The 26471-nt window shown below is 74.4% G+C and carries 22 protein-coding genes and 1 riboswitch; of the genes, 11 read left to right on the top strand and 11 right to left on the bottom strand.

Annotated features, from left to right (window positions below):
* Positions 1 to 1445: heavy metal translocating P-type ATPase (locus Q0195_RS00630; protein ID WP_299273170.1), on the top strand; the 1445-nt coding region annotated here is incomplete at its 5' end.
* A gap of 120 nt (positions 1446 to 1565) precedes the next feature.
* On the opposite strand, the gene Q0195_RS00625 is transcribed toward Q0195_RS00630, so the two are convergent.
* The 3 genes from Q0195_RS00625 to Q0195_RS00615 are packed head-to-tail and all read right to left on the bottom strand — an operon-like array spanning position 1566 to position 4121.
* The gene (locus Q0195_RS00625) at positions 1566 to 2438 is read right to left on the bottom strand and encodes a MetQ/NlpA family ABC transporter substrate-binding protein (RefSeq protein ID WP_299273168.1); all 873 of its coding nucleotides are present in this window, start codon (positions 2436 to 2438) and stop codon (positions 1566 to 1568) included.
* A gap of 28 nt (positions 2439 to 2466) precedes the next feature.
* Positions 2467 to 3144, bottom strand: a complete 678-nt coding sequence (locus Q0195_RS00620) for a methionine ABC transporter permease (RefSeq protein ID WP_299273165.1) — start codon at positions 3142 to 3144, stop codon at positions 2467 to 2469.
* Complete coding sequence (locus Q0195_RS00615) at positions 3141 to 4121, bottom strand: methionine ABC transporter ATP-binding protein (RefSeq protein ID WP_299273162.1); 981 nt, start codon at positions 4119 to 4121, stop codon at positions 3141 to 3143. Before Q0195_RS00615 ends, Q0195_RS00620 begins: the two co-directional genes overlap by 4 nt.
* Before the next feature lie 6 nt (positions 4122 to 4127).
* Positions 4128 to 4212, bottom strand: a riboswitch (SAM riboswitch).
* A gap of 130 nt (positions 4213 to 4342) precedes the next feature.
* Here Q0195_RS00615 and Q0195_RS00610 point away from each other — a divergent pair.
* From Q0195_RS00610 to Q0195_RS00600, 3 genes are all read left to right on the top strand, one after another.
* Positions 4343 to 5140, top strand: coding sequence for a CPBP family intramembrane glutamic endopeptidase (locus Q0195_RS00610; RefSeq protein WP_299273160.1), 798 nt, complete (start codon positions 4343 to 4345; stop codon positions 5138 to 5140).
* Positions 5141 to 5253: 113 nt separating this feature from the next.
* The gene (locus Q0195_RS00605; protein ID WP_299273157.1) at positions 5254 to 7950 is read left to right on the top strand and encodes a lysylphosphatidylglycerol synthase transmembrane domain-containing protein; all 2697 of its coding nucleotides are present in this window, start codon (positions 5254 to 5256) and stop codon (positions 7948 to 7950) included.
* On the top strand, positions 7947 to 9377 hold the full coding sequence (locus Q0195_RS00600; protein WP_299273156.1) for a DUF2079 domain-containing protein: 1431 nt from the start codon (positions 7947 to 7949) through the stop codon (positions 9375 to 9377). The genes Q0195_RS00605 and Q0195_RS00600 overlap by 4 nt, the downstream gene beginning before the upstream one ends.
* A 73-nt stretch (positions 9378 to 9450) precedes the next feature.
* Here Q0195_RS00600 and Q0195_RS00595 read toward each other — a convergent pair whose 3' ends face one another.
* Together Q0195_RS00595 and Q0195_RS00590 are read right to left on the bottom strand one after the other, a co-directional pair.
* Complete coding sequence (locus Q0195_RS00595; RefSeq protein ID WP_299273154.1) at positions 9451 to 9822, bottom strand: CrcB family protein; 372 nt, start codon at positions 9820 to 9822, stop codon at positions 9451 to 9453.
* Positions 9819 to 10223, bottom strand: coding sequence for a CrcB family protein (locus tag Q0195_RS00590; protein WP_299273152.1), 405 nt, complete (start codon positions 10221 to 10223; stop codon positions 9819 to 9821). The genes Q0195_RS00595 and Q0195_RS00590 overlap by 4 nt, the downstream gene beginning before the upstream one ends.
* Before the next feature lie 59 nt (positions 10224 to 10282).
* Between Q0195_RS00590 and Q0195_RS00585 the strand changes: the two genes are divergently transcribed.
* Positions 10283 to 10939, top strand: a complete 657-nt coding sequence (locus Q0195_RS00585; RefSeq protein WP_299273149.1) for a copper resistance CopC family protein — start codon at positions 10283 to 10285, stop codon at positions 10937 to 10939.
* A 135-nt stretch (positions 10940 to 11074) separates the two neighbouring features.
* Positions 11075 to 11554 carry a hypothetical protein gene (locus tag Q0195_RS00580; RefSeq protein ID WP_299273147.1) on the top strand — a complete coding sequence of 160 codons (480 nt, stop codon included), beginning with the start codon at positions 11075 to 11077 and terminating at the stop codon, positions 11552 to 11554.
* Here the strand turns inward: Q0195_RS00580 and Q0195_RS00575 are convergent.
* The 4 genes from Q0195_RS00575 to Q0195_RS00560 form a co-directional block, all read right to left on the bottom strand.
* Entirely contained in the window at positions 11542 to 12477 is a 936-nt protein-coding gene (locus tag Q0195_RS00575; protein ID WP_299273144.1) for a carbohydrate kinase family protein, read from the bottom strand. The genes Q0195_RS00580 and Q0195_RS00575 overlap by 13 nt on opposite strands.
* A gap of 225 nt (positions 12478 to 12702) precedes the next feature.
* A complete protein-coding gene (locus Q0195_RS00570) occupies positions 12703 to 13341 on the bottom strand; it encodes a hypothetical protein (RefSeq protein ID WP_299273141.1) in 639 nt (212 codons plus the stop codon).
* 74 nt (positions 13342 to 13415) lie between these two features.
* Positions 13416 to 17540 (bottom strand): S8 family serine peptidase, encoded by a 4125-nt coding sequence (locus Q0195_RS00565; RefSeq protein WP_299273138.1) that lies wholly within the window; start codon positions 17538 to 17540, stop codon positions 13416 to 13418.
* A 125-nt stretch (positions 17541 to 17665) separates the two neighbouring features.
* Positions 17666 to 18523 carry an EamA family transporter gene (locus tag Q0195_RS00560; RefSeq protein WP_299273135.1) on the bottom strand — a complete coding sequence of 286 codons (858 nt, stop codon included), beginning with the start codon at positions 18521 to 18523 and terminating at the stop codon, positions 17666 to 17668.
* A 92-nt stretch (positions 18524 to 18615) separates the two neighbouring features.
* Between Q0195_RS00560 and Q0195_RS00555 the strand changes: the two genes are divergently transcribed.
* Positions 18616 to 20526 (top strand): acyl-CoA dehydrogenase family protein, encoded by a 1911-nt coding sequence (locus Q0195_RS00555; RefSeq protein ID WP_299273133.1) that lies wholly within the window; start codon positions 18616 to 18618, stop codon positions 20524 to 20526.
* Here Q0195_RS00555 and Q0195_RS00550 read toward each other — a convergent pair.
* Together Q0195_RS00550 and Q0195_RS00545 are read right to left on the bottom strand one after the other, a co-directional pair.
* Positions 20513 to 21205: a response regulator gene (locus tag Q0195_RS00550; RefSeq protein WP_299273130.1), complete on the bottom strand. Its 693-nt coding sequence runs from the start codon at positions 21203 to 21205 to the stop codon at positions 20513 to 20515. The genes Q0195_RS00555 and Q0195_RS00550 overlap by 14 nt on opposite strands.
* On the bottom strand, positions 21202 to 22779 hold the full coding sequence (locus Q0195_RS00545) for a sensor histidine kinase (protein WP_299273129.1): 1578 nt from the start codon (positions 22777 to 22779) through the stop codon (positions 21202 to 21204). The genes Q0195_RS00550 and Q0195_RS00545 overlap by 4 nt, the downstream gene beginning before the upstream one ends.
* A gap of 148 nt (positions 22780 to 22927) precedes the next feature.
* On the opposite strand from Q0195_RS00545, the gene Q0195_RS00540 reads away from it, so the two are divergent.
* The 4 genes from Q0195_RS00540 to Q0195_RS00525 are packed head-to-tail and all read left to right on the top strand — an operon-like array spanning position 22928 to position 26415.
* Positions 22928 to 23920 (top strand): tripartite tricarboxylate transporter substrate-binding protein, encoded by a 993-nt coding sequence (locus Q0195_RS00540; RefSeq protein ID WP_299273126.1) that lies wholly within the window; start codon positions 22928 to 22930, stop codon positions 23918 to 23920.
* A 2-nt stretch (positions 23921 to 23922) separates the two neighbouring features.
* Positions 23923 to 24462: a tripartite tricarboxylate transporter TctB family protein gene (locus tag Q0195_RS00535; RefSeq protein WP_299273124.1), complete on the top strand. Its 540-nt coding sequence runs from the start codon at positions 23923 to 23925 to the stop codon at positions 24460 to 24462.
* On the top strand, positions 24455 to 26020 hold the full coding sequence (locus Q0195_RS00530; protein WP_299273121.1) for a tripartite tricarboxylate transporter permease: 1566 nt from the start codon (positions 24455 to 24457) through the stop codon (positions 26018 to 26020). Before Q0195_RS00535 ends, Q0195_RS00530 begins: the two co-directional genes overlap by 8 nt.
* Entirely contained in the window at positions 26017 to 26415 is a 399-nt protein-coding gene (locus Q0195_RS00525; protein WP_299273119.1) for a universal stress protein, read from the top strand. The genes Q0195_RS00530 and Q0195_RS00525 overlap by 4 nt, the downstream gene beginning before the upstream one ends.
* Positions 26416 to 26471 lie beyond the last annotated feature (56 nt).

Below are 26471 nucleotides of genomic sequence, written 5' to 3'. Positions count from 1 at the left end.
TCGTGCGGCCCGGGGAGAAGGTCGCCACCGACGGCGTCGTCGTCGAGGGCAGCTCCGCGGTGGACACCTCGATGCTCACCGGGGAGCCGGTGCCGGTGGACGTCGCGGCCGGGGACCCGGTGACCGGGGCGACCGTCAACACCTCCGGCCGGCTCCTCGTCCGCGCCACCCGCGTCGGTGAGGAGACCACCCTCGCCCAGATCGGGCGCCTCGTCAGCCGGGCGCAGACCGGCAAGGCCCCGGTCCAGCGGCTCGCCGACCGCATCTCCGCGGTCTTCGTCCCGGTCGTCGTCGTCGTGGCGGTCGGCACGCTGGCCGCCTGGCTGCTCTCCGGCGCCACCGTGCAGGCCGCGTTCACCGCCGCGGTCGCCGTGCTCATCATCGCCTGCCCGTGCGCGCTCGGGCTGGCCACCCCCACCGCGCTGCTCGTCGGCTCGGGACGTGCCGCCCAGCTCGGCATCGTCATCAAGGGCCCGGAGATCCTCGAGTCCACCCGCCGCATCGACACCATGGTGCTCGACAAGACGGGCACGGTCACCGAGGGCCGGATGGTGCTCGCCGAGGTCCTCACCACCGGCGACCGCGCCGAGGTGCTGCGCGTGGCCGGTGCGGTCGAGGCGGCGAGCGAGCACCCGATCGCCCAGGCGATCGCGGCCGGCGCCCGCGCCGAGCTCGGCACGCTGCCCGAGGTCACCGACTTCGCCAACCACGCGGGCCGCGGCGTCGGCGGCCGCGTCGAGGGACGGCACGTGCTCGTCGGCCGTCCCGCGTGGCTGGGGGCGCAGGGGGTCGCGGTCGACGACGCCGTGGCGGCCGCGCACCGGCAGGCCGAGGAGGGCGGGGCCACCGCCGTCGTCGTCGCCTGGGACGGCGCCGCGCGCGGGGTGCTCGCCGTCCGGGACACCGTGAAGCCGACCTCGGCCGAGGCCGTCGCCCGGCTGCGAGAGCTCGGGGTGCGCCCCATGCTCCTCACCGGGGACAACCGGCGGGCGGCCGAGGCGGTGGCCCGCGAGGTGGGGATCCCGACCTCGGACGTCATCGCCGAGGTGCTGCCCGAGGACAAGCTCGACGTCGTCGCCCGCCTCCAGCGCGAGGGCCGGGTCGTGGCGATGGTCGGCGACGGCGTCAACGACGCCGCGGCGCTCGCCCAGGCCGGGCAGCAGGGCCTCGGCCTGGCGATGGGCACCGGCACGGACGTCGCCATCGAGGCGAGCGACATCACCCTCGTCACCGGGGACCTGCGGGCGGCCCCGACGGCCATCGCCATCTCCCGCGCGACGCTGCGGGTGATCAAGCAGAACCTGTTCTGGGCCTTCGCCTACAACGTGGCGGCGATCCCGCTGGCCGCCCTCGGCCTGCTCAACCCGATGATCGCGGGCGCGGCCATGGCGGCGAGCTCGGTCATCGTCGTCGGCAACTCCCTGCGCCTGCGCCGCGCCGCCTGACTGGCGGCCTCCGGCGACCCCCCGGACATGTAACACGCCCTTCTCGATCGTCGCTCGCCCCAGCGGAGGGACGAGCGACGATCGAGAAGGGCGAAGCGCGTGGACGGGAGGGCGCGTGGCTCAGAAGGCGGGGATGACCTCGCCGTCCGGCCAGCGCTCCTCGAAGAAGGCGCGGGTCTCCTCCGAGCGCAGCGCCCGGTCCAGGGCCACGAGCGCCGGGTCGTCGATGTCTTCCGACCGCACGGCGACGAGGTTCGCGTAGGGGTTGTCCTCACCGGACTCCAGCGCGATGGCGTCGTCGGCCGGGCTCAGACCGGCCTCGAGCGCGTAGTTGCCGTTGATGACGGCGGCGTCGAAGTCCTGCAGGCTGCGGACGAGCTGGGCGGCCTCGAGCTCGACGAGCTCGATGTTCTTCGGGTTCTCCGCGACGTCGAAGATCGTCGGGTCCTCGACGTCGGCCAGGGTGAACAGCCCCTCCGCCTCGAGCAGCTCGAGCGCCCGTGCCTGGTTCGACGGGTCGTTCGGGACACCGACCTGGGCGCCGTCGGGCAGCTCGTCGAGCGAGGCCACGCTCTCGGAGTAGACGCCGTAGGGCTCGATGTGGACGCCGTCGAAGTGGGCGAAGTCGTAGCCCTTCTCGGCGACCTCGGCCTCGAAGTACGGCAGGTGCTGGAAGAAGTTGGCGTCGAGCTCACCCTCGGCCAGCTGGACGTTGGGCTGCACGTAGTCGGTGTACTCGACGATCTCCAGGGTGAAGCCCGCCTCCTCGGCGAGGTTCTCCTGGACGAACTCGAGGATCTCGGCGTGCGGCGTGGGGCTGGCGCCGATGACGATGGTGCGGAGCTCGCCCTCGGCCGTCTCCTCGGCGCCGGGGTCGGCGGTCGTGTCCTCCCCGCCTGAGTCGGAGTCGCCGCAGGCGGCGAGCAGAAGGGCGGAGACGCCGAGGACGGCGGCGACCCGGGAGGTCGTCCCGAAGGGTCGGGTGGTGCGCATGAAGGTTCCTCTTTCGGTGTTGCGGGGGTCAGCGGTGGTCGACCAGCCGGACGGCGAGGTCGCCGAGCATCTGGATGAGCTGGACCAGGACGACGATGACGACGACGGTCACGACCATGACGTCGGCCTGGAAGCGTTGGTAGCCGTGGTTGATGGCCAGCGCGCCGAGGCCCTCGGCGCCGAGCGCCCCGGCCATCGCGGAGTAGGACACGAGGGTGATGACGGTGACGGTGATGCCGCCGACGATCCCGGGCAGCGCCTCGCGCACGAGCACGCCGCCGACGATGCCGAGCCGGGAGGCGCCGACCATCTGGGCCGCCTCGATCTTGCCGGGGCTGACGTCGCGCACGGCGTTCTCCACCAGCCGGGCGAAGAAGGGGATGGCGGCGACGGAGAGCGGCACGACGGCCGACTGCCAGCCGAAGGTGGTGCCGGTGAGCAGTCGCGTCAACGGGATGATCGCGACCATGAGGATGATGAACGGGATCGAGCGGCCGATGTTGACGACCGTCGAGAGCACGGTGTTGAGCGTCCGGCTCGGCCGCAGGCCGCCGGGTGCGGTGACGACGAGCGCCAGGCCGAGCGGGAGCCCGAGCAGCACCGTGATGAGCGACGACAGCCCGGTCATCCAGATGGTCTGCAGCGTCGCCTCGGGCACCCGGTCGGTGATGACCGGGTTGCTCAGCGCCTCCTCCAGCCACGTCACGGGGCCACCTCCTCGACGTGGACGCCGGCGGCCCGCAGCCGCTGGACGGCGTCGGGGACGGCGTCTGCGGGCAGGGTGATCCGCATCCGGCCGACGCGGGTGCCGGCGAGGGTCTCGATGGTGCCGGTGGCGACCTCGACGTCCTCCCCGAGGGCGCCGACGGTGGCGAGGACCCGGCTGGTGCTGGTCTCCCCGCCGAAGGCGAGTTCCAGGGCGCGCCGCCCGGGTGCGGCCGGCGCGGGCGGGAGCGGGACGAGCGAACGGGCCAGCCGCGAGCCGTGGTCGCCGACGACCTCGTCGATCGGGCCGCTCTGGGCGATGCGGCCCCGGTCCAGGAGGGTGACGGAGTCGCACACCTCGCGGACCACCGACATCTCGTGGGTGATGATGAGGACGGTGATGCCGAGCCGGTCCCGCACGTCACGGATGAGCCGGAGGATCTGCCGGGTGGTGTCGGAGTCGAGCGCCGAGGTGGGCTCGTCGCACAGGAGCACGGCGGGCTCCGTCGCGAGCGCCCGGGCGATGCCGACGCGCTGCTTCTGGCCGCCGGAGAGCTGGGAGGGGTAGGACTGCCCGCGGTCGGCGAGCCCGACGAGGTCGAGCAGCTCGGCCACCCGCTGGGCGCGCTGGGCGCGCGGCACCCGGGCCACCCGGAGGGGATAGGCGACGTTGGCGGCGGCCGTCCGGGCCTCGAGCAGGTTGACGTGCTGGAAGACCATCCCGATCTTCAGCCGCTGGCGGCGCAGCGCGCGCTCGCCCAGCCCGCTGAGGGAGACGCCGTCGATCGCCACCGTGCCGGAGGTGGGCTGCTCCAGGGCGGTGAGGCAGCGGATGAGCGTCGACTTCCCGGCGCCCGACTCACCGACGATCCCGTGGATCGCGCCGCGCGGGACATGGAGGTCGATCCCGTCCAGCGCGACGACCTGCTGCCCACCGCGCGTGCGGTAGACCTTCCGCAGGTCGTTGAGTGTGATCACCGAGGTCCTCCATCGCTCCTGGCGGGAGCACCCGACCGGCGGGTTGCTGCAGCGTCGTCGAGCCAGGTCTCTCGGCTGCTCTGGATGGTGCCCACATCGTAGGAACCTGCGCCAACGCTATGACATTGCCGTCCGGCAGGCGAGATGACGGGTCCGTCAAACGGACGGCAACCGTGTCGGCGGCGGCCAGACGGGGCTGGGCCGCCTGCTATAACCGCAGGGTGGAGCAGTCCCTGCCGCAGCGCACGGCGGTCGACGCCGGCGGCCGGCGACGCCGGCTGCGCACCGAGTTGTGGATCGTCCTGGGCCTGTCGCTCGGGCAGTCCGCCGTCTACGCGGTCGTCAACCTCCTCGCCCGGCTCACGGCCGAGACCCCGCTGCGCGACCAGGCGGCCGCGCTCAACCCCTCGCGCTCCCCGCGGCCCTACCTCGACCTCACCTACCAGCTGCTCAGTGTGGGGTTCGCGCTGGTGCCGGTCGCCCTTGCCCTGTTCCTCCTCAGCGAGCCGGGGCGGCGGGCGACCACCCGCATCGGGCTCACCCTCACCCGCCCAGGCCGCGACCTCGCGGTGGGCGTGGGCCTGGCGGCGCTCATCGGCATCCCCGGGCTCGCGCTGTACGTCGCAGGCCGGGCGCTCGGGGTCACCGTCGACGTCCAGGCGGCGACGCTCGACCAGCACTGGTGGGCGGTGCCGGTGCTCGTCCTCGCGGCACTGAAGAACGCGCTCGTCGAGGAGGTCATCGCCGCCGGCTACCTCGTGGAGCGGGTGGAGCAGCTCGGCTGGCGGCCCGCCGCGGTGGTCGCGGCCAGCGCCCTGCTGCGCGGGGCCTACCACCTGTACCAGGGCATCGGCCCGGGGCTGGCGAACGTCGCGATGGGCGTCGTCTTCGCCGAGTACTACCGGCGCCGACGGCGGACCATGCCGCTCGTCGTCGCCCACACCCTCATCGACGTCGTCGCGTTCGTCGGCTACGCCCTGCTCCCGGCGGGCGTCCTGGAGGCACTCGGCCTCGGCTGACCCCCCGGCGCTCACCCCCGGGCCTCTCTCCCCGCAGCCCGCCGTGCCCCCGAGGCGCTGCCGCGCCAAGGGGCTTCCGCGGGGCGGCCGGGCCCACCGCCTACACTCGGCGCATGACCGAACGGGCCGGTGACGCCAGCGCGTCCGTCCCCGGTACCCGCGACCCCGCCCCCGCACGGTCCGGCGCCGCCGACGTGTCCGGCACCCGCGCACCCGCCACGCGCGAGGCCCCGCGCCGCAGGGTGCTCCTCGTCGACCTCCCGGTGGCCCGGGTGCGCCGCCCCCGCGACCTCATCGAGCTGGTCCTGTCGATCCTCGGCATCACGGTCGTCCTCCTCCTGGCCGTGTACGCCCACGCGACGGCGATCGGCGTCACCGAGGACGTCCAGTCGGCGGCCGCGCTCGTGCTGCGGCAGATCCTCCTCCTGCCGGTCACCGTGCTCGAGGGCCTGGTCACCCTCTTCCTCCCGCTCTTCGTCATCGTCATGCAGCTCGTGCGACGGCGGTGGCGCTCGGTGCTCGAGGCCCTCGCCGCGGCCGTCGTGGCCTGGGGGCTGACCACCGCCGCCGTGTGGCTGCTCGACACCTACGGCCCCACCGCGCTGTCGGTCGGGCTCACCATCACGACCGAGGGCGCCAGCGTCATCGCGATGAACCCGCTGGTCGCGGCGCTCGCCGCGCTGCTGACGACGGTGGGCACCCGCGACCAGCGGCCCTCCGTGCGGTGGTCGTGGAACCTGCTGTGGGCGGTGCTCGTCCTCACCGTCATCCGGGGCGCGCTCACCCTGCCCGGTGCCGTCGTCACCGTGCTCATCGGGCGGGTCATCGGCCTGGCCGGGCGCTACGTCGTCGGTGTCTTCAACGAGCGCGCCGAGGGTATCGAACTCGTCCAGGGGATGCGTCGGGCGGGGCTCGACCCGGTCCGGGTGGTGCGGATGGACCCACCGACGAACGGCGACGTCGCGGCCTGGACCGTGACGACATCGGCCCCGATCGGCTACACCGAGCGGCTCCCGGAGCCCGACCACACGCTGCTCGACGCCGGCGACGAGCCCTGGCCGGCGCCCCGCACCCCCGACACCATCGTCCCGGACGTCCTCACCGACCCCCACGCCGTGGTCGCCGCCGCCGCCAGCCCCGGCGGGGTCAACCTCGACCCGGTCAGTGCCCACCGCGTCTACTCGGTGTGGGACACCGAGGACCGCCGCTGGTACGTCACGATCCTCGACGGCGACCGGCAGGTGGTCGGTTACCTCGCCTCGCTGTGGACCCGGCTGCGGGTGCGCGGGCTGCGCCGGCGGCGGGTCACCTCGCTGCGGGACGCCGCCGACCGGGCCGCCCTGCTCGCCTACGCCACCGAGCGCGCCGGGGTGCGCACGCCGCCGCTCGTCGGCATCGCCGAGGCACGCGACTCGGTGATCATGGTGGCCGCGCACATCCACGGCGCGCGGCGGTTGTCGGACCTGTCGGCGGAGGAGGTCACCGACGAGCTGCTCGACCGCACGTGGCACGAGCTGCGCACCGCGCATGCCGCCGGGATCGCCCACCTCGACCTCACCGCCAACGCCATCCTCGTCACCGAGGACGGCACCGTGTTCCTCCTCGACTGGGACAACGGCGAGATCGCCTCCTCCGACCTCTCCCGGCGCCTCGACCTCGCCCAGCTGCTCGCCATCACCGCGACGAAGGTCGGGGAGGACCGCGCCCTGGCGAGCGCCGCCCGGTGCCTGGGCAACGAGCAGCTGGCCGCGATCGCCCCGCTGCTCCAGCCGGTCATCCTCACCCCGCACACCCGCTCCGAGGCGGACAAGCCGCGCGAGCTGCTCAACTCGCTGCGTGCCCGACTGGTCGACCAGCACCCGGCCGCGGACGTCGAGCCGATCCGGCTGGCCCGCTTCAGCGTGCGCACCGTCGTCATGGTGACGATCGGCATCGTCGCCGTCTGGCTGCTCCTCGGCACGCTGAACTTCGAGCAGGTGATGGCTGCTGCCCGCAACGCCAACCCGTGGTGGCTCGGGGCGACCTTCGCCTTCGGCCTGCTCACCTTCGTCGGCAGCGCGATGGGCCTGGTGGCCTTCTCCCCGGAGCGGATCGGGCTGTGGCGCACCACCGTGGTCCAGGTGGCGGCGGGCATCGTCGCCCTCGTCGCACCGGCCGGGGTGGGGCCGGCCGCGCTCAACCTGCGCTACCTCACCCGGCAGCGCATCGCGACGCCGCTCGCCGTGGCGACCGTCGCGCTCGTCCAGGTCTCCCAGTTCGTCACGACGGTCCTCCTCCTCGTCGTCATGGCGCTCGTCACCGGCAGCGCCGGGACGCTGTCGGTGCCCTCCGCCGCGGTCTACACCCTGGCGATCGTCACCGTGCTCGTCGTCGTCGTGCTCCTCGCCGTCCCGCCGGCACGCACCTGGGTGTGGCGCAAGGTCGGGCCCACGCTGCGCCAGGTGTGGCCGCGGGTGCTGTGGGTGGTGGGCAGCCCGAGCCGGCTCCTCATGGGCCTGGGCGGCAACGTCGTCATGACGCTGGGGTACGTCGGGGCGTTCGGCGCCGCACTCGCCGCCTTCGGCTACTCGCTGCCGGTCACGACGCTGGCCATCACCTACCTCACGTCGAACACCGTCGGCGCCGCGGTCCCCTCCCCCGGCGGCATCGGGCCCGTCGAGGCGGCCCTGACCGGTGGGCTCACCGTCGCCGGCATCCCGGCCGGTGTCGCCTTCTCCGCGGCGCTGGTCTTCCGTGTGCTCACCTTCTGGATCCGGGTCCCGTTCGGCTGGGCGGCGCTGCGCTGGCTCCAGCGCAAGGGAGAGGTGTGACGGGGACGGCGACCCCCCGGGTGCACGCCGCCGGGCGGCTCCGGCAGCCGGAGGCCTGGGTCGTGGCGGCCGTCGGCGCGGCCCTCTACACGCTCGTCGCCGTGCTCCAGTGGCGCCGGCTCGAGGCCCCGTCGTGGGACCTGGCGATCTTCACCCAGCTGGCCAAGGCCTACGCCTCCCTCGAGGCGCCCGTGGTCCCGATCAAGGGCCCGGGGTTCAACCTGCTCGGGGACCACTTCCACCCGATCCTCGTCCTCCTCGGCCCGGTGTATGCGCTCCTCCCCTCCGGGCTCACCCTGCTCGTCGTCCAGGCGCTGCTCGTCGGCGTCTCGGCCGGGCCGCTGACCGCGCTGGCCGTGCGCCGGCTGGGCCGCGGCCCGGGGCTCGCGATCGGGGCCGTCTACCTCCTGTCCCACGGCATCCAGGGGGCGGTGCGCAGCCAGTTCCACGAGGTCGCCTTCGCGCTGCCGCTCCTGTCGTTCGGGCTGTGCGCGCTGCTCGAGCGGCGGTGGCGTGCCGCCGCGCTGTGGCTGGCCCCGCTCGTCCTCGTCAAGGAGGACCTCGGCCTGCTCGTCCTCGTCCTCGGCCTGGTCATCCGGTACCGCGGCGCCCGCCGGGTGGGGACGGGGCTGGCGCTCTGGGGGACGGCCTGGTCCGTCCTGGCGACGGCGGTGGTCCTGCCCGCCCTCAACCCGCGCGACCGGTACGACTACACCGACAACCTCGCCGTCGGGGACGTCCTGGGCGACCCGCTCGGCTCCCTCGCCGCGTTCGCGGGGCCGGGGGAGAAGGTCGTCACCGTGCTCCTTCTCGTCGCCGTCGCGGGCGTGGTGGGGGTGCGCTCACCGATCCTCCTCGCGGCCGTCCCGACGCTCGCCTGGCGCTTCCTCGGCGACGTGCCCTTCTACTGGTCGTGGATGTGGCACTACGACGCCGTGCTCATGCCGCTGGCGGTCGCCGCGCTGCTCGACTCCATCCCCCGACCCACCGCGAGCGAACCGGCGGATCCCGCCGCCGCCTCGCACCGTCGGCGGGTGGCGGGTGCGCTCGGTGCCGCGGGCCTCGCCGTCGTCCTGGCCGCACCCGGCCTGCCCGTCGCCGGGTTGCTCAGCGCCGAGACGTGGCGCCCCGCCCCGCGTGCGGAGGCGGCACGCGAGGTCCTCGCCACGGTGCCCGAGGGTGCGGTCGTCGCGAGCGACATCGCCCTGCTCGCCTACCTCGTGCCGACGACGACGGCGCTGTGGTCCGGCACGCCCGACAACCCGGTCGCCGACTACTACGTCGTCGACCGGCAGAACGCGACGTGGGGCGGCAACCCGCCGGACGACGCGGCGGCGTACGCGGAGGGCAAGCACCCGGGGACGCGCTACGAGCTCGTGCTCGACCGCGACGGGTACCAGGTCGCCCGGCTCGTCGACGGCGGCTGAGCCGGCGGCAGACCCGCCGCGCGACCGGAGGACCGGCCCCCGGTCACCGCTGACGGCCGCCGGTGCGGGTCGCTCACCGCAGCGCCCACGTGCTCAGCAGCGCCCCCGCCGCCGCGGCGCCCGTCGTCGTCATCAGCGTGCCGAGCGCGTAGCCGGCGGCGGCAGCGGCCCGGCCCCGCTGGAGGAGCCGCACGGCGTCCAGGCTCGCCGTGGAGAACGTCGTGTAGCCGCCGCAAAATCCCGCGACGCCGACGGCGTACACCGCCGGGCTCAGCGCGCCCGCGGCCAGCGCGCCCCCGAGCAGCCCGGCGAGGAAGGAGCCCGAGACGTTGACGACGGCGGTGCCCCGCGGGACCGCGTCGGGCCCACCGGTGGGCACGAGGGAGTCGACGACGTAGCGCAGCGCCGCCCCCAGCCCGCCCGCGAGCGCCACGACGAGGATCACGCCGCACCGCCCCGCCGCCGGCTGCCCGCCACAACCCCCGCCGCGCACGCGGCGAGACCGGCCAGGACCGTCCCGAGTCCGTAGGCGGCCGCACCGACCCACCGCCCCTCGGCGAACCCCGCCCACACCTCGACCGCGATGCCGGAGTAGGTGGTGAAGCCGCCCAGCGCACCGGTGGCGAGGAGCAGCCGCAGACGCTCGCGCCGGGGCGCGGGGAGCTCGCTGCGCACGAGGCGCTCGAGGAGCAGCCCGAGGAGGAACGCGCCCACGACGTTCACCGCGAGGGTGGCACCCGCCCCGTGCGCACCCGTGCCCGACACGACGGCGTACCGCACCAGGGCCCCGGCAGCACCCCCGGCGGCGACGGTGCCGACGGCCCGCAGGTCCAGCAGCTGGGACATGGCCACCTCCGCGCCGATGCTACGGCCTGCCCCGCGGCCGGGTTGCCTACCATGCAGCCATGTCCACCATGTTCTTCGCGTTCCGCCGTGCCCGCGCGCTCCTCGTGGGCGTGCTGGCCGTGCTCGGGCTGGTCGCCGTCGGCACCGCCGCCGCTGCCCACGACGTGCTCATCGAGTCCGACCCCGCCGAGGGAGCGGTGCTCGACCGCTCCCCCGAGGCCGTGGTCCTCACCTTCAACAACCCGCCGCTCGAGGTCGGCTCGGCCATCACCGTCGTCGACGCCGACGGACAGACCGTGGTCGAGGGCGCCGGCCGGGTGGAGGGCAACGACGTCGTCCTCGACCTCGACACCGAGCTGCCCGCCGGGGACCTCGAGGTGCGTTGGCGCGTCGCCTCCAGCGACGGCCACCCGATCGAGGGGGTCATCCCGTTCACTCTCGACCTGCCCGAGCCGGTCGCGACCACCGAGCCCACGAGCAGCCCGGCCGAGCCCGCGAGCAGCCCGGCGGAGCCCGACGCCACCGCCGAGCCGGCGACGGTCACCGCGGAGGCGACCACGGCCGAGGACGCCGCTGCGGACGACGCCGCCGACCAGGAGGGCCCAGGTGGCCTGCCGACCTGGCTCAAGGTCGCGATCGGCATCGCAGCGCTGGCGGCGGTGGTCGGGCTCGTCGTCATCGTGGCGCGGCGACTGCGCAGCGAGCGCGACGTGTGAGGATGCTCTCCGCCGGCGGCGGTCCGCACCGCCCGGCGACCGGCGGAGATCCGCGCCGGCTCACGGCTTGCCGGCCCCTGGCGGTGCCGGGATATTCCCGTGCCCGCGGCGGGGTGCAGGTTTACCGTCTGTGTCATGACACGTCGCCTGATTCTTCCCGCCGTGCTGCTGCTCGGCCTGGCCGGCTGCAGCTCCAGCACCTCCGACGACACCTCCGCCCCGGAGGAGACCGCCGCGCAGAGCCCGGAGGTCGCCGTGTGCGAGGGGTTCTACGAGGGGACCGGTACGCCGCTCGCCGAGCGCGCGGAGAACGCCCGGGAGGCGCTCACCGCGGGTGAGGTCGAGGCGGGGGCGAGCTACTCCGAGGTGAACGCGCTCGAGCAGCGCATCACCGAGCTCGGCAGCGACGCGCCGACCGACCTCGCCACGCTGCTGGAGGAGATCAACGCCCCGTTCACCGAGGCCGTCGCCGCGGTGAACGAGGCCAGTGCCGCCGAGGTCCCGGAGGGCGAGGAGCCGCAGTTCCCGGACCTCAGCACCATCGACGTCTCCGGCTCGGAGGCCGCCCAGGCCGAGTTCGAGACCGCCTGCGCCGACGCCGGCTACGGGGCCTGAGCCAGCCCGTCCGTCGGCGCCGCGGGTTCCCGCGCAGCCGGGTCCGTCACGGCCGCCGCCTCCTGGACGACGCCCTCCCGCAGCCCGTCGGGTGTGCCGGGGTGGGCGACCGTCCAGGCGGCAGCGGCCGCCGCGTACTCCATGGCCTCGCCCGGGGCGCACCCGCGGGCGAAGACGAAGTGGGCGAGGGTGGCGAAGTACGTCGCACCGAGCCCGGCGGGGCGGGGCCCCGGGCCGAGGTCCCGCGCCGGGACGTGGATGACCTCGGTGCTGTCCGCCGTCGCGCCGAGCGCGCCGCGTTCGCCCAGGGTGAGGACGACGAGGCGGGCCGCGGACCGCTGCCGCCACGTGGCGAGCAGCTCGAGCTCGTCGACGACCGGCCCCACACGCAGGCAGAGGAGGTCGGCGGCGAGGTAGGGCTGCTGCTCCAGCATCGGGGGCGCTGAGGTGCGGCCCAGGCCCACGGCCACCGGCACCCCGACGGCCCGCGCACCGGTGATGAGGGCCTCCGCCGGCAGGACGCCGTCGACGACGAGGAGGTCGGAGGTGGCCAGGGCCCCCAGGTCGAGCTCGACGCGGGTGGCGGGTGCCTCGCCGACGTCCCGGTTGACGAGGCGGTGCCCGTGCCGGTCCTCGAGGACGACGGCGCGCGGTGAGCGGGTCAGGGTGCGCGGGCTCATCGCGGAGTTGACGCCGTAACGGTAGGCGGCAGCGTCGACGGTCGCGGCCGCGGCGTCCTCCCCGAGCGGGGCGGCGAGGAAGACCTCGTTGCCGTACCCGGCCAGGGTGCGGGCGACGACGAAGCCCGACCCGCCCACCGACGTCGTGATCGGGACGTCGCGCACGCGCTGGTAGGCCACCGGGAAGTCCTCCACGGGCACGGTGTGCACCGTGTAGGCCATACCGACGACCAGCGTTCGCACGGCTGCTGCCCCCTTCGGTTGCCGCGACTCTGCGGAACCCCGCCGAGTCGAGCCTAGCCTTCTCACCCGGCGGCGCACCTCGGGCGGAGGGACCATCCACCCCTCCGGACGGGGGAGGTGGACCGACCGGAAGGTCTGGAGCGAGCGCGCCCGGGGCAGCCGGTCGACGGGAGGCAGCGTGCGCCGCAGGGCGGGGGCGAGGGTGCGGCCGGGCAGCGGCTCGGCTCAGGTGGGCAGCCCGAGCTGGTTCTGGCCGAACTCGGTGAGGAAGCGGGGCCCGTCGCTCTCCAGCTCGCGCTCGTAGGCCGCGCTCCAGTGCCGGTAGGGGCTGACGGCGAGGGCGTCGTTGGAGAACCGGGGGTCGTCGGTGACCTCGCTGACGCAGAAGTCGGGGATGGCCAGGTCGGTGACCGGTCCCCCGCGCTCGCACTCGGCGATGACGAGGGGGCGGTTGCGCCCGAGGAAGGCGTCGATCACCCAGCCGTCGGTGCCGAGCCACACCGAGTAGCGGAGCTTGGCGACGAGGTCGCCTCCGAGCCGGACCATCGCCAGCCCCGCCGAGACGTCGAGCTCGCGCTCCGCCTCGTAGCGGGTGCCGCCGACGTAGGGGCCCTTCGCGGTGAGCGCGCAGAAGGTGAAGCTCGGGGCCGCTGCCTCGAGGAGCTCGTGCTCGTCCAGGTCGGCCGGCAGCGGTGCCGGTGGCGGTGGTCCCTGGAGGCGGATGCGCAGCGCGTACCCGTCGGCGGCGAGGAAGTAGCTCTGCAGGACGAGCACGGGGGCGGGCTCGCGGAGCGCGGCCTCGGGCACCGACCGCACGAAGAACTTGCGCTCGAACTCGAAGTCGCCGTGACCGACGTCGCTCATGGCGTCAGAGTACGGGGCCGGACCGGTCGGCCCGGGGCAACCCGCGTCCCCGCGAGTCGCCCCGGGCGGTCGGCTCACCGGGCGGTGATGGTGGCGACGTCGATGCCCGGCAGGTAGCCCCCGTCACCGCTGTAGGTGGCGCTCACGACGGCGAGCAACCCGATCCGCGGCAGCTGGACCCTCGCGCTGCCTTCCTCCAGCCGGACGCGGTCGACCACCCGGAACCCGGAGGTGACGGTCACCGTTCCGGTGGGGACCGGTGCGCCGCCGCGGCCGAGCACGTCGACCGTGATCTGCGGGCTGCTGTTGCGCGGCACCCGCCCGGGCGCGTCGATCCGTACCCGGGAGACGGCCGGGAGGACCACGTGGGTGACGCTGCGGCTGGTCGAGGCGGCGACGTCGTCGCTGCCGGGGAACACCGCGGTGAACCGGTGCGCCCCGGCGGGCAGGTCGCGCGGCAGGGCCACCTCGGCGGTGCCGGTGAGCCCGTCGACCACCAGCTCGGCGGTGGCGATGACCGAGCCGGCCTCGTGGAGCTCCACGGTGCCCGCCGGTGCGGCGTGCGCACCGACGACGGTGACCGTTGCGACCGTCTCCTGGCCGTAGCTCCCGATGAGCCCCGGCAGCCGCAGCGCCGTGGTCGACGCGGAGTGAGCGACGTCGACCGGCACGGGGGTCGACTCCGAGGCCTCCCACGCGGGGGAGTCCGGGGCGAAGGCGGCGACGAGGGTGTGGCTGCCGGCCCCGAGGGCGACGGCCGCGCGGGCGGTGCCGTCCTCGACGGGGGCCGTGGCCAGCTCGGTCTGCCCGTCCCGGAAGGTCACCGTGCCGGTCGCCTCGGCCGGCGTCACCGTCGCGGTCAGGGTGAGATCCCCGCCGACGACCGGCTCGCCGTCCACCGCGAGGGTGGTCGTCGTGGCGGTGGCGACGGGGCCCGCGACGGTGACGTCGAGGACCTGCGCCCGTGCCGGACGCTCGTTGTGCGTGTGCAGGACGAGCAGCGGACCCGGGTCGGTGGCCCCTGCGGCGCGGTGGACGGTGATCTCGGTGGTCGACGGCACGACGATGTCGTTGAGGCCGCCGCCGCTGGTCCACAGGTCCGGGGCGAAGGGGTCGTAGCGGAACGGGGCCACCGCGTCGACCACCCCGGTGCCGCTCGGCGCGTACGACGAGAAGGTCCACACGCCGAAGGTCGGCTCGACCTCCGGGTCGAGGAGCTCCAGCGGGATCGGGGCGACCAGGACGTTGTTGTCGAACACCGTGGTGTCGACGTCGCCCCACCTGCCGTTGACCGCCGGCAGGGCGAGCACCTCACCGGTGTCGTAGTCGAAGGTCGCCGCGACGGTGACGTCGACCTCCTCGTTCACCTTCTGCACGACGGTCTGCAGGTCGGGGGTGCCGTCGCCGTCGACGTCGGTGTCGATGACCGGCACCGTCGTCGTGCCGAGTGTGGCCCACTCCCCCTGGACGACGATGCCGATGCCGACGTAGCCGAGTGCCGGGTCGAACCCGGCCTCCGCGATCCGCGGGCCGGTGGACATCGCCCCGACGTACCGGATGTCGCCGGCGGCGACCTGGCTGGGTGAGGTGAGCGCGGCGTCGGCCGCCTCCAGCCGGGGGCTCGTCCCCATGAGCTCCAGGACGGAGACGAGCGAGGTCCAGCCGCCGGAGTCCACGTGCCGGCCGGAGAGCTCCAGCGGTGCCGTCAGGTCCTGCGGTGAGGGGAAGAGGACGTCCTGGGCGGCGACGTCGGAGACGAGCCGCGGGGCGGCGTGCACCGGGACGTGCAGCGGTGCGGCGTCCGAGCCGCGGGGCGGGTCGAGGACCAGCTGCCCGGTGAGCGCGGCGACGTACTCCCGGGGCACGCCGAGCCCGGAGTCGGGGTCCCGCGTCGGCTCGATCTCGCGGACGAGGGTGGCCGGGTCGGCGGTGAGGGTGACGGTGACGGTGCGGCTCCGTCCGGGCGCCACGGTGATCGAGGACGGGCTGACCGTGACGGTCGCCCCACCCGTCGTCGAGGTCGGCTCGAAGCGCGGCAGCAGCCGGACGGGCCCGCGGTTGTCGAGGTTCTCCACGGTGACCGTGCGCCGCAGCGTCACGGTCTCGGCCCCGACGTCGACGACGCCGAAGACGACGGAGACGACCTCCTCCGCGGCGGAGTCGTAGGCGATGACCCCGTTGCCGAGCGCGTCGAGGGCGTCGACGCGGCCGGCACCCACGCGTCCCGGGCCGTGGACCGGACCACTCGGACCCGCCTGCGAGTGCACCTCGTGGGTGGCCGTGTTCATGATCCCGGCCTTGACCTCCTCCGGGCTCCAGCTCGGGTTCACGGCCCGCATGAGCGCCGCGATGCCGGCGACGTGCGGGGAGGCCATGGACGTGCCGCTCAACGTGTGGGCGCCTGCGCCGGTGCCGGCCGCGGCGGAGGAGATCTGCGTCCCGGGCGCGGCGACGTCGGGGTCGACGCGGCCCAGCGTGCCGTGGGCCCCGCGGGAGGACCCCGGGTTGAGGACGTCGGCGACGGTCTCGTCGTGGGTGAAGGCGGCGTCGGCGTAGGACGGACCGAGGCGCACGCTGAGCGTGCCGGCCTGGATCTCCGGGAGGAGCAGGTCGGTGGCCCGGGCGGTGAGCTGGGCGCCGGGCGTCTCGGGGTCGCCCGCGATACCGGCGGCGAAGATCGGCTCCTCGGTGCCGATGAGGACGCCGGCGGCGCCGACGGCGGTGGCGTTGGCCCACCGGACCGCGCTGCCGCAGCGGCGGGTGGCGTCGTTGTCGTCCCAGGAGAGCCAGACGATGTTGCCGGCCACCTGCTCGGCGTACGGGGTGAGCGGCTCACACCCGTCGACGCCCTCCCCGAGGAAGACCACCGGGCCCTCGGCGTCCTCCGTGCCGGTGTAGGCGACGGTGTTCTGCGCCGGGTGCAGGCCCAGGAGCGACTCGTCGGCGGCGGCGACGACCTCGACGGCGTCGAAGGTCATCGCGTCGGCCACCGAGTTCGCCACGGTGAGGGCGGAGCGGGAGTTGCCCGGGGAGCCGCCGACGTCGGTCATGTCGCCGGAGTTGCCGGCGGATGTCACGGTCAGCGTGCCGAGGTCGGCGAGCCGGTCGATGAAGAGGTTCTCCGGGTCGTCCGCCGGGGCTGCGGAGGCACCGAGGGACATGTTGACGATGTCGAGCCGGTCGTTGAAGTCGAAGTCCCCGTCGGGGTCGGCGGCCCACTCCAGCGCCTGGATGGTCAGGCCGGTGGAGCCGCCGTAGTCGCCGAAGACCTTGAGCGCGTAGATCCCCGCCTCGGGGGCGGTGCCGGGACCGACCTGCCAGTCGCTGAGGTCGTCGATCTCGGCGTAGTCCCCGCGGAAGGTCTCCCCCTCGGGGGTGACGCCGTAGCCGGCGGCCGTGCCGGCCACGTGCGTGCCGTGGCCGCTGCGGGTGTAGTGGCCGTCGATCGGGTTGGGGTCCGGGGCGGGCACGCTGGTGGCGTTCGGCGTCCCACCCGCGGGGTTGTAGTAGGTGCCCGCGAAGTCCCAGCCGCCGAGGAACTTGGCCCCGTCGAACAGGCCCGCGGGGACCGGCCCGGCGCCGTCCTCGCCGTAGGCCTCGGCGTACGCCTCCGGCGTGCCGGGGCCGCCGAAGGTGGCATGGGTGTAGTCGACGCCGGTGTCGATGATGCCCATGCGGACCCCCACACCGGTCTGGCCGTAGGACTCCCACACGGCCTGGGCGCGGGTGAAGACGTCGGCGCCCTTGTTGGTCGGCTCCTTGAGCGGGACGAGGTGGACGGCGACGACCTCGTCGGACGCGGCGAGCTCACGCACCTGCTCGGCCTCACCGGTGACGACGGCACCGGAGACGAGGTTGCTCGTCACCGACAGCCGCTCCGGCTCACTGGTGGCGGTGCGGGCGCCGGCCTCGGCGGGGACGACGTCGGCGGCCAGCGCCTCCACCTGCGCGGCGGCCTCCTCGGCATCGGCAGGGGTGCCGCCCTCCTCGACGACGTCGAGCGCGGACGGGGCGTCGAGCTGGACGAAGGCGATGACCTCACCCTCCGCCGCGGTCAGCGCCGGGCCGACCTTCGTCGCCGGGTCGAGCGCCGGGAGCGCCGGTGGCGGGTCCGCGTCCCCGGCGGCGGGAACGGCTCCGAGGATCGTGACGGCCCCGAGGACGAGGGCACTGGCTGCTGCGGTCAGCGATCGGCGCATCGACATTCTCATTTCGTTGTGGAACGCCCGCGACGACTCCGTCGCGGGCGCACGAGGTACCGGGGGATCACGGTAGAGGGAAGCGCCGACATCCGTCACCCGTCAAAAGGATGACCGGTCCAGGGTCAGGCGGGGGCCACCCGCCCGCTCCGGGTCGCCCCGGCCGTCGCCACCGCGACGAGGACGACGCCGAGCAGCTCGACCGGGCCCATCCGCTGGCCCAGGACGAGGCGGCCGGCGAGTGCGGCGGTGAGCGGGTAGAGGCTCATCATCACCGCGAAGCTCCCGGCGCTCACCCGGCGCAGCGCCGCCAGCTCCAGGGTGTAGGGGACCACCGAGGAGAGCAGGGCGACGACCGCGCCGACCCCGAGCACCCGCGGCTCGACGAGCGCGGCGCCGGCCGAGGCGACCCCGAACGGGGCGGCGACCACGGCGCCCACCGCCAGCGCGAGGGCGAGCCCCTCCGACCCGGTGGAGCGTCGCGCCACCCGTGCCCCGAGGAGGATGTAGGCGGCCCACGCCGCGGCGGCGCCCAGCGCGAGGGCGACGCCCACCGGGTCGAGCGCGGTGACCCCGCCTCCGCCGAGGGCCCACACCCCGACGAGCGCGAGCACCGCCCACAGCGCGTTGCGGGCCCGGCGGCCGAGGACGACGTACAGCACGAGCGGCCCGAGCACCTCGAAGGTGACGGCGGCACCGAGCGGGATCCGGTCGATCGCGTGGTAGAGCAGGCTGTTCATCCCCGCCAGGGCGAGCCCGAAGGCGACGACGAGCAGCCAGTCGCCCCCGCTGCGGCCGCGCAGCGGGGGCCGCAGCAGGACGAGCAGGACGACGGCGGAGAAGGCCAGCCGCAGCGTCACCACGCCCATGGGCCCGGCCGTCGGGATGACGAGGGCCGCGAGGGCCGCACCGAACTGGATCGACACCGCCGCCCCGACGACGAGGCCCGTGGCGACGGCCCGGACGCTCGACGGGAGACTCACCGCTGCACCGTAACCCAGGCCCGGTCCCCCTTCCCCTCCGCCCGCATCTATCCGATACTGCGGGTACCAGGCAACGACGCGGGGAGGCTGCCATGGCGACCACGACACAGGTCGACGAGCGCGAGGCACGGCGGGTCGCGGAGGAGGCACGGGAGAGCCGCTGGGAACGTCCGAGCTTCGCGCGCGAGCTGTACCTGGGCCGGTTCCGCCCGGAGCTCGTCGCGCCCCACCCCCGGTCGGACGAGGCGACGGTGGCCCGCGGGGAGGCGTTCCTCGCCCAGCTGCGGGCCTTCCTCGCCACGGTCGACGGCGAGGCGATCGAGCGGGAGGCGAAGATCCCCCAGGAGGTCCTCGACGGGCTGGCCGAGGTCGGCGCCTTCGGGATGAAGATCCCCGAGGAGTACGGCGGTGTGGGCCTGGGCCAGGTGTACTACAACCGCGCGCTCATGCTCGTCGGCACGACGAACCCCTCCCTCGGTGCGCTGCTCTCGGCACACCAGTCGATCGGGGTCCCCGAACCGGTCAAGCAGTTCGGCACCGAGGAGCAGAAGCGCGCGTTCCTCCCCCGCTGCGCCGCAGGGGCGGTCTCCGCCTTCCTCCTCACCGAGCCGGACGTCGGCTCCGACCCGGCCCGGCTCCGGATGCGCGCCACCCCGACCGAGGAGGGCGACTACCTCCTCGACGGCACCAAGCTGTGGGCGACCAACGGCACCATCGCCGAGCTCCTCGTCGTGCTCGCCCGCGTCCCGCAGTCCGCGGGGCACCGCGGCGGCATCACCGCGTTCGTCGTCGAGGCCGACTCCCCCGGGATCACCGTCGAGCGGCGCAACGCCTTCATGGGGCTGCGCGGCCTGGAGAACAGCCTCACCCGCTTCCGCTCGGTCCGGGTCCCCGCCGCGAACCGGCTCGGGGAGGAGGGGCGCGGGCTGAAGATCGCGCTGAGCACCCTGACCACCGGCCGCCTGTCGATCCCGGCGCTGTGCGTCGCGGCGAGCAAGTGGTCCCTGAAGATCGGGCGGGAGTGGGCCCGGGAGCGGGTGCAGTGGGGCCGCCCGGTCGGCCGGCACGCCGCCGTTGCGCACAAGATCGCCTTCATGGCGACGAACACCTACGCCCAGGAGGCGGTCCTGGAGCTCACCGGCCAGCTCGCCGACGCCGGGCACACCGACGTGCGGATCGAGGCGGCGATCGCCAAGCTCTTCACCTCCGAGCGGGCGTGGCAGGTGGCCGACGAGCTGGTCCAGGTGCGCGGCGGACGGGGCTACGAGACCGCGGCGTCGCTGCGCGCCCGCGGGGAGCGCGCGGTGCCGGCCGAGCAGGTGCTGCGCGACCTGCGGATCAACCGCGTCTTCGAGGGCTCGACGCAGATCATGCACCTGCTCATCGCCCGCGACGCCGTGGACGCCCACCTCTCCGTCGCCGGGGACATCATCGACCCGGACACCTCGACGGCCGACAAGGCCCGCGCCGCCGCCCGCGCCGCGACCTTCTACGCGGGCTGGCTGCCCGGGCTGTTCGCGGGCGCCGGGACGCTGCCCGGCTCCTTCGCCCGCTTCGGCGAGCTCGCCGGGCACATGCGCTTCGTCGAGCGGGCCTCGCGCAAGCTCGCCCGCTCGACGTTCTACGGCATGGCCCGCTGGCAGGGCGGGCTGGAGCACCGGCAGGGCTTCCTCGCCCGGGTCGTCGACATCGGTGCCGAGCTCTTCGCGATGACGGCGGTGTGCGTGCGGGCGCAGATGCAGGTGGAGGACGGCACCGCGCCGGGCGCGGTCCGGCTCGCCAACGCCTACTGCCGCCAGGCCCGGCTCACCGTGGCGCGGCTCTTCCGCGAGCTGTGGGTCAACACCGACGCCGGTGACGAGCGGCTGGCCCGCGCGGTCCTCGACGGTGAGTACACCTGGGCGGAGGACGGCGTGCTGGACCCCTCGGAGGGCACCGGGCCGTGGATCGCCGGGCCCGCCGGCACCCCGGACGGAGCCGCCCCCACGCTCAGCGCGACCTGAGCCAGGAGTACAGGTGCTGCGGGCGGCCGACCTGGCCGTACCGCGGCCGCACCTGTGCGCGGCCCACGTCGGCGAGGTACTCCAGGTACCGCCGCGCGGCCACCCGGGACATCCCCACCCGTTCGGCGACGTCGTCCGCGGACAACGGGTCGGACGTCTCGCGCAGCACCTCGCTCACCGTCTCCAGCGTGCGCGGCGCCAGCCCCTTGGGCAGGTCGGGGACGGCCGGGGCCGGGCGGGCGGCGCCGAGGAGCCGGTCGACCTGCTGCTGGTCCATCGGCGTGGCCGCCGACTCGTCCACGAGCCGGCGGTGGTGGAGGTAGTCGGCGAGCCGGCCGTGCAGGTCGGCGCGGGTGAACGGCTTGATGAGGTAGTGCAGCACCCCGCCGGCCATCGCGGTGCGCACCGTCTCCACCTCCCGGGCCGCGGTGATGACGACGACGTCGACCACCGGCCCGTGCTCCTCGCGCAACCGGTGGAGGACCTCGAGCCCGGTGAGGTCGGGCAGGTAGATGTCGAGCAGGAGGAGGTCCGGACGCAGCCGGCGCACCGCGGCGAGCGCGTCGGCTCCGGTGTGGACGACGTCGACGACCGTGAACTCGGGCAGCTGCTCGACGAAGCTGCGGTGCAGGGCGGCGACGGCGAAGTCGTCGTCGACGACGACCACCCGAACGGTCATCGGGCGGCCTCCAGCGCGCGGGACGTGGCCGCGATCCGGGGCGGCGGGAGGGTGACGACGAAGCAGGCGCCGCCGCCCGGGGCGTCCTCGACGCAGATGGTGCCGCCGCGGCGGGTGACGACCTGGCGCACGAGGGTGAGCCCGATGCCGCGGGTGCGCCGCCCGCTCTTGGTGGAGACGCCCGGCTCGAAGATCCGCTCCCGCTCGGCGGCGGGGACGCCGGGGCCGTCGTCGCTGACCCGGACGACGGCGGTGGCGCCCTGCCGGGCGAGGCTCACCCGCACGGTGCCGCCGGCCCCGGCCGCGTCGACCGCGTTGTCGAGCAGGTTGCCCAGGACGGTGACGACGTCGGTGGTCCCGTCCGGCTCGACCTCGGCGTCGGGGTCGGTGACGAGCTCGACACCCCGCTCGTGCGCCGTCGCCGTCTTCGCCACCATGAGTGCGGCCACGGCGGGGTCGGTGACGCCCGGCAGTGCCTCGTAGCGGCTCGTGGCGGCGGAGCCGACGGCCTGGGAGATGAAGGCGAGCGCGTCGTCGGGCCGGCCCAGCTCGATGAGGCCGGACACGACGTGGAGCCGGTTGGCGAACTCGTGCGCCTGTGCCCGCAGCGCCTGGGTGAGGTCACGCGCCCCGTCGAGGTCGCGGACCAGGGCGTGGACCTCGGTGCGGTCGCGGAGCAGGAGCACCGAGCCGACGTCGCGGCCGTCGACGACGGCGCGGTCCACGCGCGCGAAGAGGATCTGCTCACCGACGAGGACGAGCTTGTCCCCGCCCTCCCCGCGGGCGGCGAGCAGCCCACGCAGGGCCTCGTCCAGGACCTCCCCCGCGGGGCGCCCGACGCAGTCGTCGGGCAGGTCGAGCATCTGCCGGGCCTGGTCGTTGGCCAGCGCGACCCGGCCGTGCTCGTCGACGGCGACCATCCCCTCGCCGAGGCCGTGGAGCATGGCGTCGCGGACCTCGCGCAGGGAGGCGATCTCCTCCGGCTCCATCCGGTAGACCCGCCGCCACACCAGGCGCTGGACGTAGACGGCGCCCAGGGTGCCGGCGAGGCCGGCGCCGAGCACCCAGACGAGCAGCTGGGGCAGGTCGTCGAGGAGGTCCTCGCGCAGGGTGGACTCCAGGGTGCCCACCGACACCGAGCCGATGACCTCCCCCTCGGCGAAGATGGGCACCTTGACCCGCCAGGACTCCCCGAGCGTGCCGGTCTGCGTGCCGACGTAGACGCGGCCGGACAGCGGCGCGGACGGGTCGGTGGAGACCATCTCCCCGATCCGGTCGGGGTTGGGGTGGGAGTAACGGATCCCCTGCGCGTCGGTGACGACGACGTACGTCACGCCGGAGGCCTCGCGGATGACCTCGGCGATGGGCTGGATGACCGCGGAGGGGTCCGGCTCGTCGTACGCCGCGACGATCGCCGGCAGGGTGGCCACCGACTGCGCGACCCCGATCATCCGCTCCTCGTAGGAGTCGCGGATCTGCGCCTCCTGCATGCGGAGCGCGACCCCGCCGACCACCCCGATGGTCAGGACGACGATCGCCACCTGGAGGAGCAGGAGACGCTGGCGCAGCGACATCGACCGACGCACACCCTCGATTCTGCCCCACCCGGCTCCGACGCGACCGAAACGACCAATACGACCACTACGGCCGCAGGCTTCATGCGCCTGGGACTTTCGTCCTAGGTTTCCCCCACGATGTCGTCCTGCTCGAGGAGGAGCCGCCATGTCTTTCCGCCGTCCCGCCACCGCCCTCGCCGCCGCCGCCGCGGTCAGCCTCGGCCTGGCCGCCTGTGCCGACGCCGACGGTGACTCCGACGGCGGGATCGACAGCCTCGAGATCATCGTCCCGGCCGACCCGGGCGGCGGCTGGGACCAGACCGGCCGCACGATGCAGGCCGAGCTGCAGGACAACGACCTCGTCTCCGACGCCCAGGTGGTCAACGTCGGCGGCGCCGGTGGCACCGTCGGGCTGGCCCAGCTCGCCACGTCGACCAACCCGGACACGCTCATGGTCATGGGCTACGTCATGGTCGGTGCGATCGAGACCAACCAGTCGCAGACCACGCTGGAGGACGTCACCCCGATCGCGCGCCTGACCGAGGAGCCGCTCGTCGTCGTCGCCCCGGCGGAGTCGCCCTACGAGACGATCCAGGACCTCGTCGACGACGTCGTCGCCAACGGGCAGGCGGTGTCGATCACCGGCGGCTCGGCCGGCGGGGTGGACCACATCCTCGCCGCGCAGCTGCTCACCGAGGCCGGCGTCCCCGCCGCGGAGATCGCCGGCACGCTGAACTACATCCCCTACTCCGGTGGTGGGGAGTCGCTCGCCGCGCTCCTCGGCAACAACGTCGACGCCGGCATCTCCGGCGTGGGCGAGTACGCCGAGCAGGTCAACGCCGGCACCCTCAAGGCGCTGGCCGTCTCCAGCGCCGAGCGGTCCCCCGCGCTGCCCGACGTGCCGACCCTCACCGAGCAGGGCATCGACCTCGTGCTGACGAACTGGCGCGGCGTCGTCGCCCCCGGCGGCATCGAGGAGGAGCAGGCCGAGGCGCTCACCCAGCTCGTCACCGACCTCCACGACACCGAGTCGTGGGGTGCGGCCCTCGAGGCGAACAACTGGGACGACGCCTTCCTCGCCGGCGACGACTTCGCCGCCTTCCTCCGCGAGGACATCGAGACCGTGCGGCAGACCCTGGCCGACATCGGCCTCGTCTGACCATGGGTACGGCACCCGACGCCGCCGGGCGGACGGCGGCAGCCCGCTCCCGGCCGGTCGGCGAGATCGTCTTCGCCGTCGCCGTCATCGCCCTCGGCGCCTACGCGCTGGTCGACGCCCGCACCATCAACGTCCCGCTCACCGCCGGGGCGATGGGGCCGCGGATGATGCCCTACCTCGTCGGCGGCCTGCTCGTGGTCAGCGGCCTCGGGGTGCTCCTCACCCTGCTGCGCGGGGGGCACGGGCAGGCCGAGCAGGGCGAGGACGTCGACCCGCGCGCGGACACCGACTGGACCACCGTGGCGCTCCTCGTCGCCATCGTCGTCGCCCACATCCTCCTCATCCGCCCGGTCGGCTGGCCGGCGGCGGCCACCGTGCTCTTCGGCGGCACCGCCGTCACCCTGGGCGCCCGCCCGGTGTGGCGCGCCGTCGTGCTCGGCCTCGTCGTCGCGCTGGTCATCCAGGTGGCCATGGCGGGCGGGCTGGGCGTCTCCCTGCCCGCCGGACCGCTGCTGGAGAGGGTGACGATCTTCCGTGGATAACCTCCTGCTCCTGCTCGAGGGCTTCGCGGGCGCGATGCAGCCGCTCTACCTGCTGTACGCGCTGCTCGGGGTGTTCATCGGCACGGCCGTCGGGGTCCTGCCCGGCATCGGCCCGGCGATGACCGTCGCGCTGCTCCTGCCGCTGACCTACACGCTGGACCCGACGCCCGCGTTCATCATGTTCGCCGGGATCTACTACGGCGGGATGTACGGCGGCTCGACGACGTCGATCCTCCTCAACACCCCCGGGGAGTCGGCCTCGATCGTCACCGCGCTCGAGGGCCACACGATGGCCCGCATGGGGCGTGGGGCGGCGGCGCTGGCCACCGCGGCGATCGGCTCGTTCATCGCCGGGACGCTGGCCACCGCGGGGCTGACGTTCGTCGCGCCGGTGGCCGCCCGGTTCGCCGTCCAGCTCTCCCCCGCCGACTACGTCGCGCTCATGGTGCTCGCCTTCCTCACGGTGGGGGCGCTGCTGGGCTCGTCGGTCACCCGCGGGATGGTCTCCCTCTCCCTGGGCCTGTTCCTCGGGCTCGTCGGCGTCGACGCCATCTCCGCCCAGCAGCGCTTCACGCTGGGGATCCCCGCGCTCACCGACGGCATCGACGTCGTCCTCGTCGCCGTCGGGCTGTTCGCCGTCGGCGAGGCGCTCTACGTCGCCTCCCGGCTCCGCCGCGGACCGGTCGAGGTCATCCCGGTGACCGGCGGGTGGCGCACGTGGATGACGCGGGACGACTGGCGTCGCTCGTGGAGGCCGTGGCTGCGCGGCACCGGTATCGGGTTCCCGATCGGCACCATCCCCGCCGGCGGCGCCGACGTCGCCACCTTCCTCTCCTACGCGGCCGAGCGGCGGCTCGCGAAGGGGGAGCGGAAGAAGGCCTTCGGCAAGGGCGCGATCGAGGGGGTCGCCGGCCCAGAGGCCGCGAACAACGCAGCCGCCGCGGGTGTGCTCGTCCCGCTCCTCACGCTGGGCCTGCCGACGACCGCCACGGCGGCGATCATCCTCGCCGCCTTCCAGCGCTACCAGATCCAGCCCGGGCCGCTGCTGTTCGAGAACCAGCCGGTGCTCGTGTGGACGCTCATCGCGTCGCTGTACATCGGCAACCTCATGCTGCTGGTCCTCAACCTGCCGCTCGTGGGCATGTGGGTGAAGATCCTGCAGATCCCGCGGCACTACCTCTACGCGGGCATCATCACCTTCGCCGCGCTGGGTGCCTTCGCGGTGAACTTCACCCCGGCCGACGTCGTCATCCTCCTCCTCATCGGCCTCCTCGGGTTCTTCATGCGGCGCTACGGCTACCCCGTCGCGCCGATGGTCATCGGCCTCATCCTCGGCCCGATGTTCGAGGCGCAGCTGCGGCGGGCGCTGTCGATCTCCCAGGGTGACCCGGTCGCCCTGGTGCAGTCGCCCTTCGCGCTCGTCGTGTATGTCGCGCTCGTCGCGATCTTCCTCCTGTCCGCCCTCCTCAAGCGCCGCCAGCGGCGGCTGGAGGAGGTCGTGGGCGAGGAGGCCGCGCAGACCGTCCCCACGGCGACCGAGGAACGGGAGAACGCATGACCATCGTCCTGGGGTACGTCCCCACCCCCGAGGGGCGCGCCGCCCTGGCGGCCGCTGTGGAGGAGGCCCGGCTGCGCGCGGAGCGGCTCGTCGTGCTCAACACCACCCGGGCCGACCGGCTGGTCGACCCGCGCTACGCCCACGACAGCGACATCGCCGAGCTGGAGGAGGTGCTGCGCGGCGCCGGGGTGGACCACGAGCTGCGGCACCACACCTCGGCGCAGCTCGCCGGGGACGAGCTGGTCGCGCTGGCCGGGGAGCTGGACGCCACGATGCTCGTCATCGGGCTGCGGCACCGCTCGCCGGTGGGCAAGCTCCTCCTCGGGTCGGCGGCGCAGACGGTGCTGCTCGACGCCCCGTGCCCGGTGCTCGCCGTCAAGGCACCGGAGCGCTGACCGGCGCGGCCGAGCCGGGCCGCGACCTCGCGCAGGTGACGGCGCAGCTCCTCCGG

It is taken from the genome of uncultured Georgenia sp., from assembly GCF_937958535.1.
Taxonomy (GTDB): domain Bacteria; phylum Actinomycetota; class Actinomycetes; order Actinomycetales; family Actinomycetaceae; genus Oceanitalea.
Note: the sequence above shows the minus strand (reverse complement) of the source record. Positions and strands in the feature narration are given on the sequence as shown.

Coding starts and splice junctions, on each gene's coding strand:
- Q0195_RS00550 (WP_299273130.1), bottom strand. CDS start 21,205: ATGACCGTTCGGGTGGTCGTCGTCGACGACGACTTCGCCGTCGCCGCC.
- Q0195_RS00535 (WP_299273124.1), top strand. CDS start 23,923: ATGGGTACGGCACCCGACGCCGCCGGGCGGACGGCGGCAGCCCGCTCC.
- Q0195_RS00540 (WP_299273126.1), top strand. CDS start 22,928: ATGTCTTTCCGCCGTCCCGCCACCGCCCTCGCCGCCGCCGCCGCGGTC.
- Q0195_RS00565 (WP_299273138.1), bottom strand. CDS start 17,540: ATGCGCCGATCGCTGACCGCAGCAGCCAGTGCCCTCGTCCTCGGGGCC.
- Q0195_RS00625 (WP_299273168.1), bottom strand. CDS start 2,438: ATGCGCACCACCCGACCCTTCGGGACGACCTCCCGGGTCGCCGCCGTC.
- Q0195_RS00580 (WP_299273147.1), top strand. CDS start 11,075: ATGACACGTCGCCTGATTCTTCCCGCCGTGCTGCTGCTCGGCCTGGCC.
- Q0195_RS00555 (WP_299273133.1), top strand. CDS start 18,616: ATGGCGACCACGACACAGGTCGACGAGCGCGAGGCACGGCGGGTCGCG.
- Q0195_RS00585 (WP_299273149.1), top strand. CDS start 10,283: ATGTCCACCATGTTCTTCGCGTTCCGCCGTGCCCGCGCGCTCCTCGTG.
- Q0195_RS00570 (WP_299273141.1), bottom strand. CDS start 13,341: ATGAGCGACGTCGGTCACGGCGACTTCGAGTTCGAGCGCAAGTTCTTC.
- Q0195_RS00525 (WP_299273119.1), top strand. CDS start 26,017: ATGACCATCGTCCTGGGGTACGTCCCCACCCCCGAGGGGCGCGCCGCC.
- Q0195_RS00590 (WP_299273152.1), bottom strand. CDS start 10,223: ATGTCCCAGCTGCTGGACCTGCGGGCCGTCGGCACCGTCGCCGCCGGG.
- Q0195_RS00545 (WP_299273129.1), bottom strand. CDS start 22,779: ATGTCGCTGCGCCAGCGTCTCCTGCTCCTCCAGGTGGCGATCGTCGTC.
- Q0195_RS00605 (WP_299273157.1), top strand. CDS start 5,254: ATGACCGAACGGGCCGGTGACGCCAGCGCGTCCGTCCCCGGTACCCGC.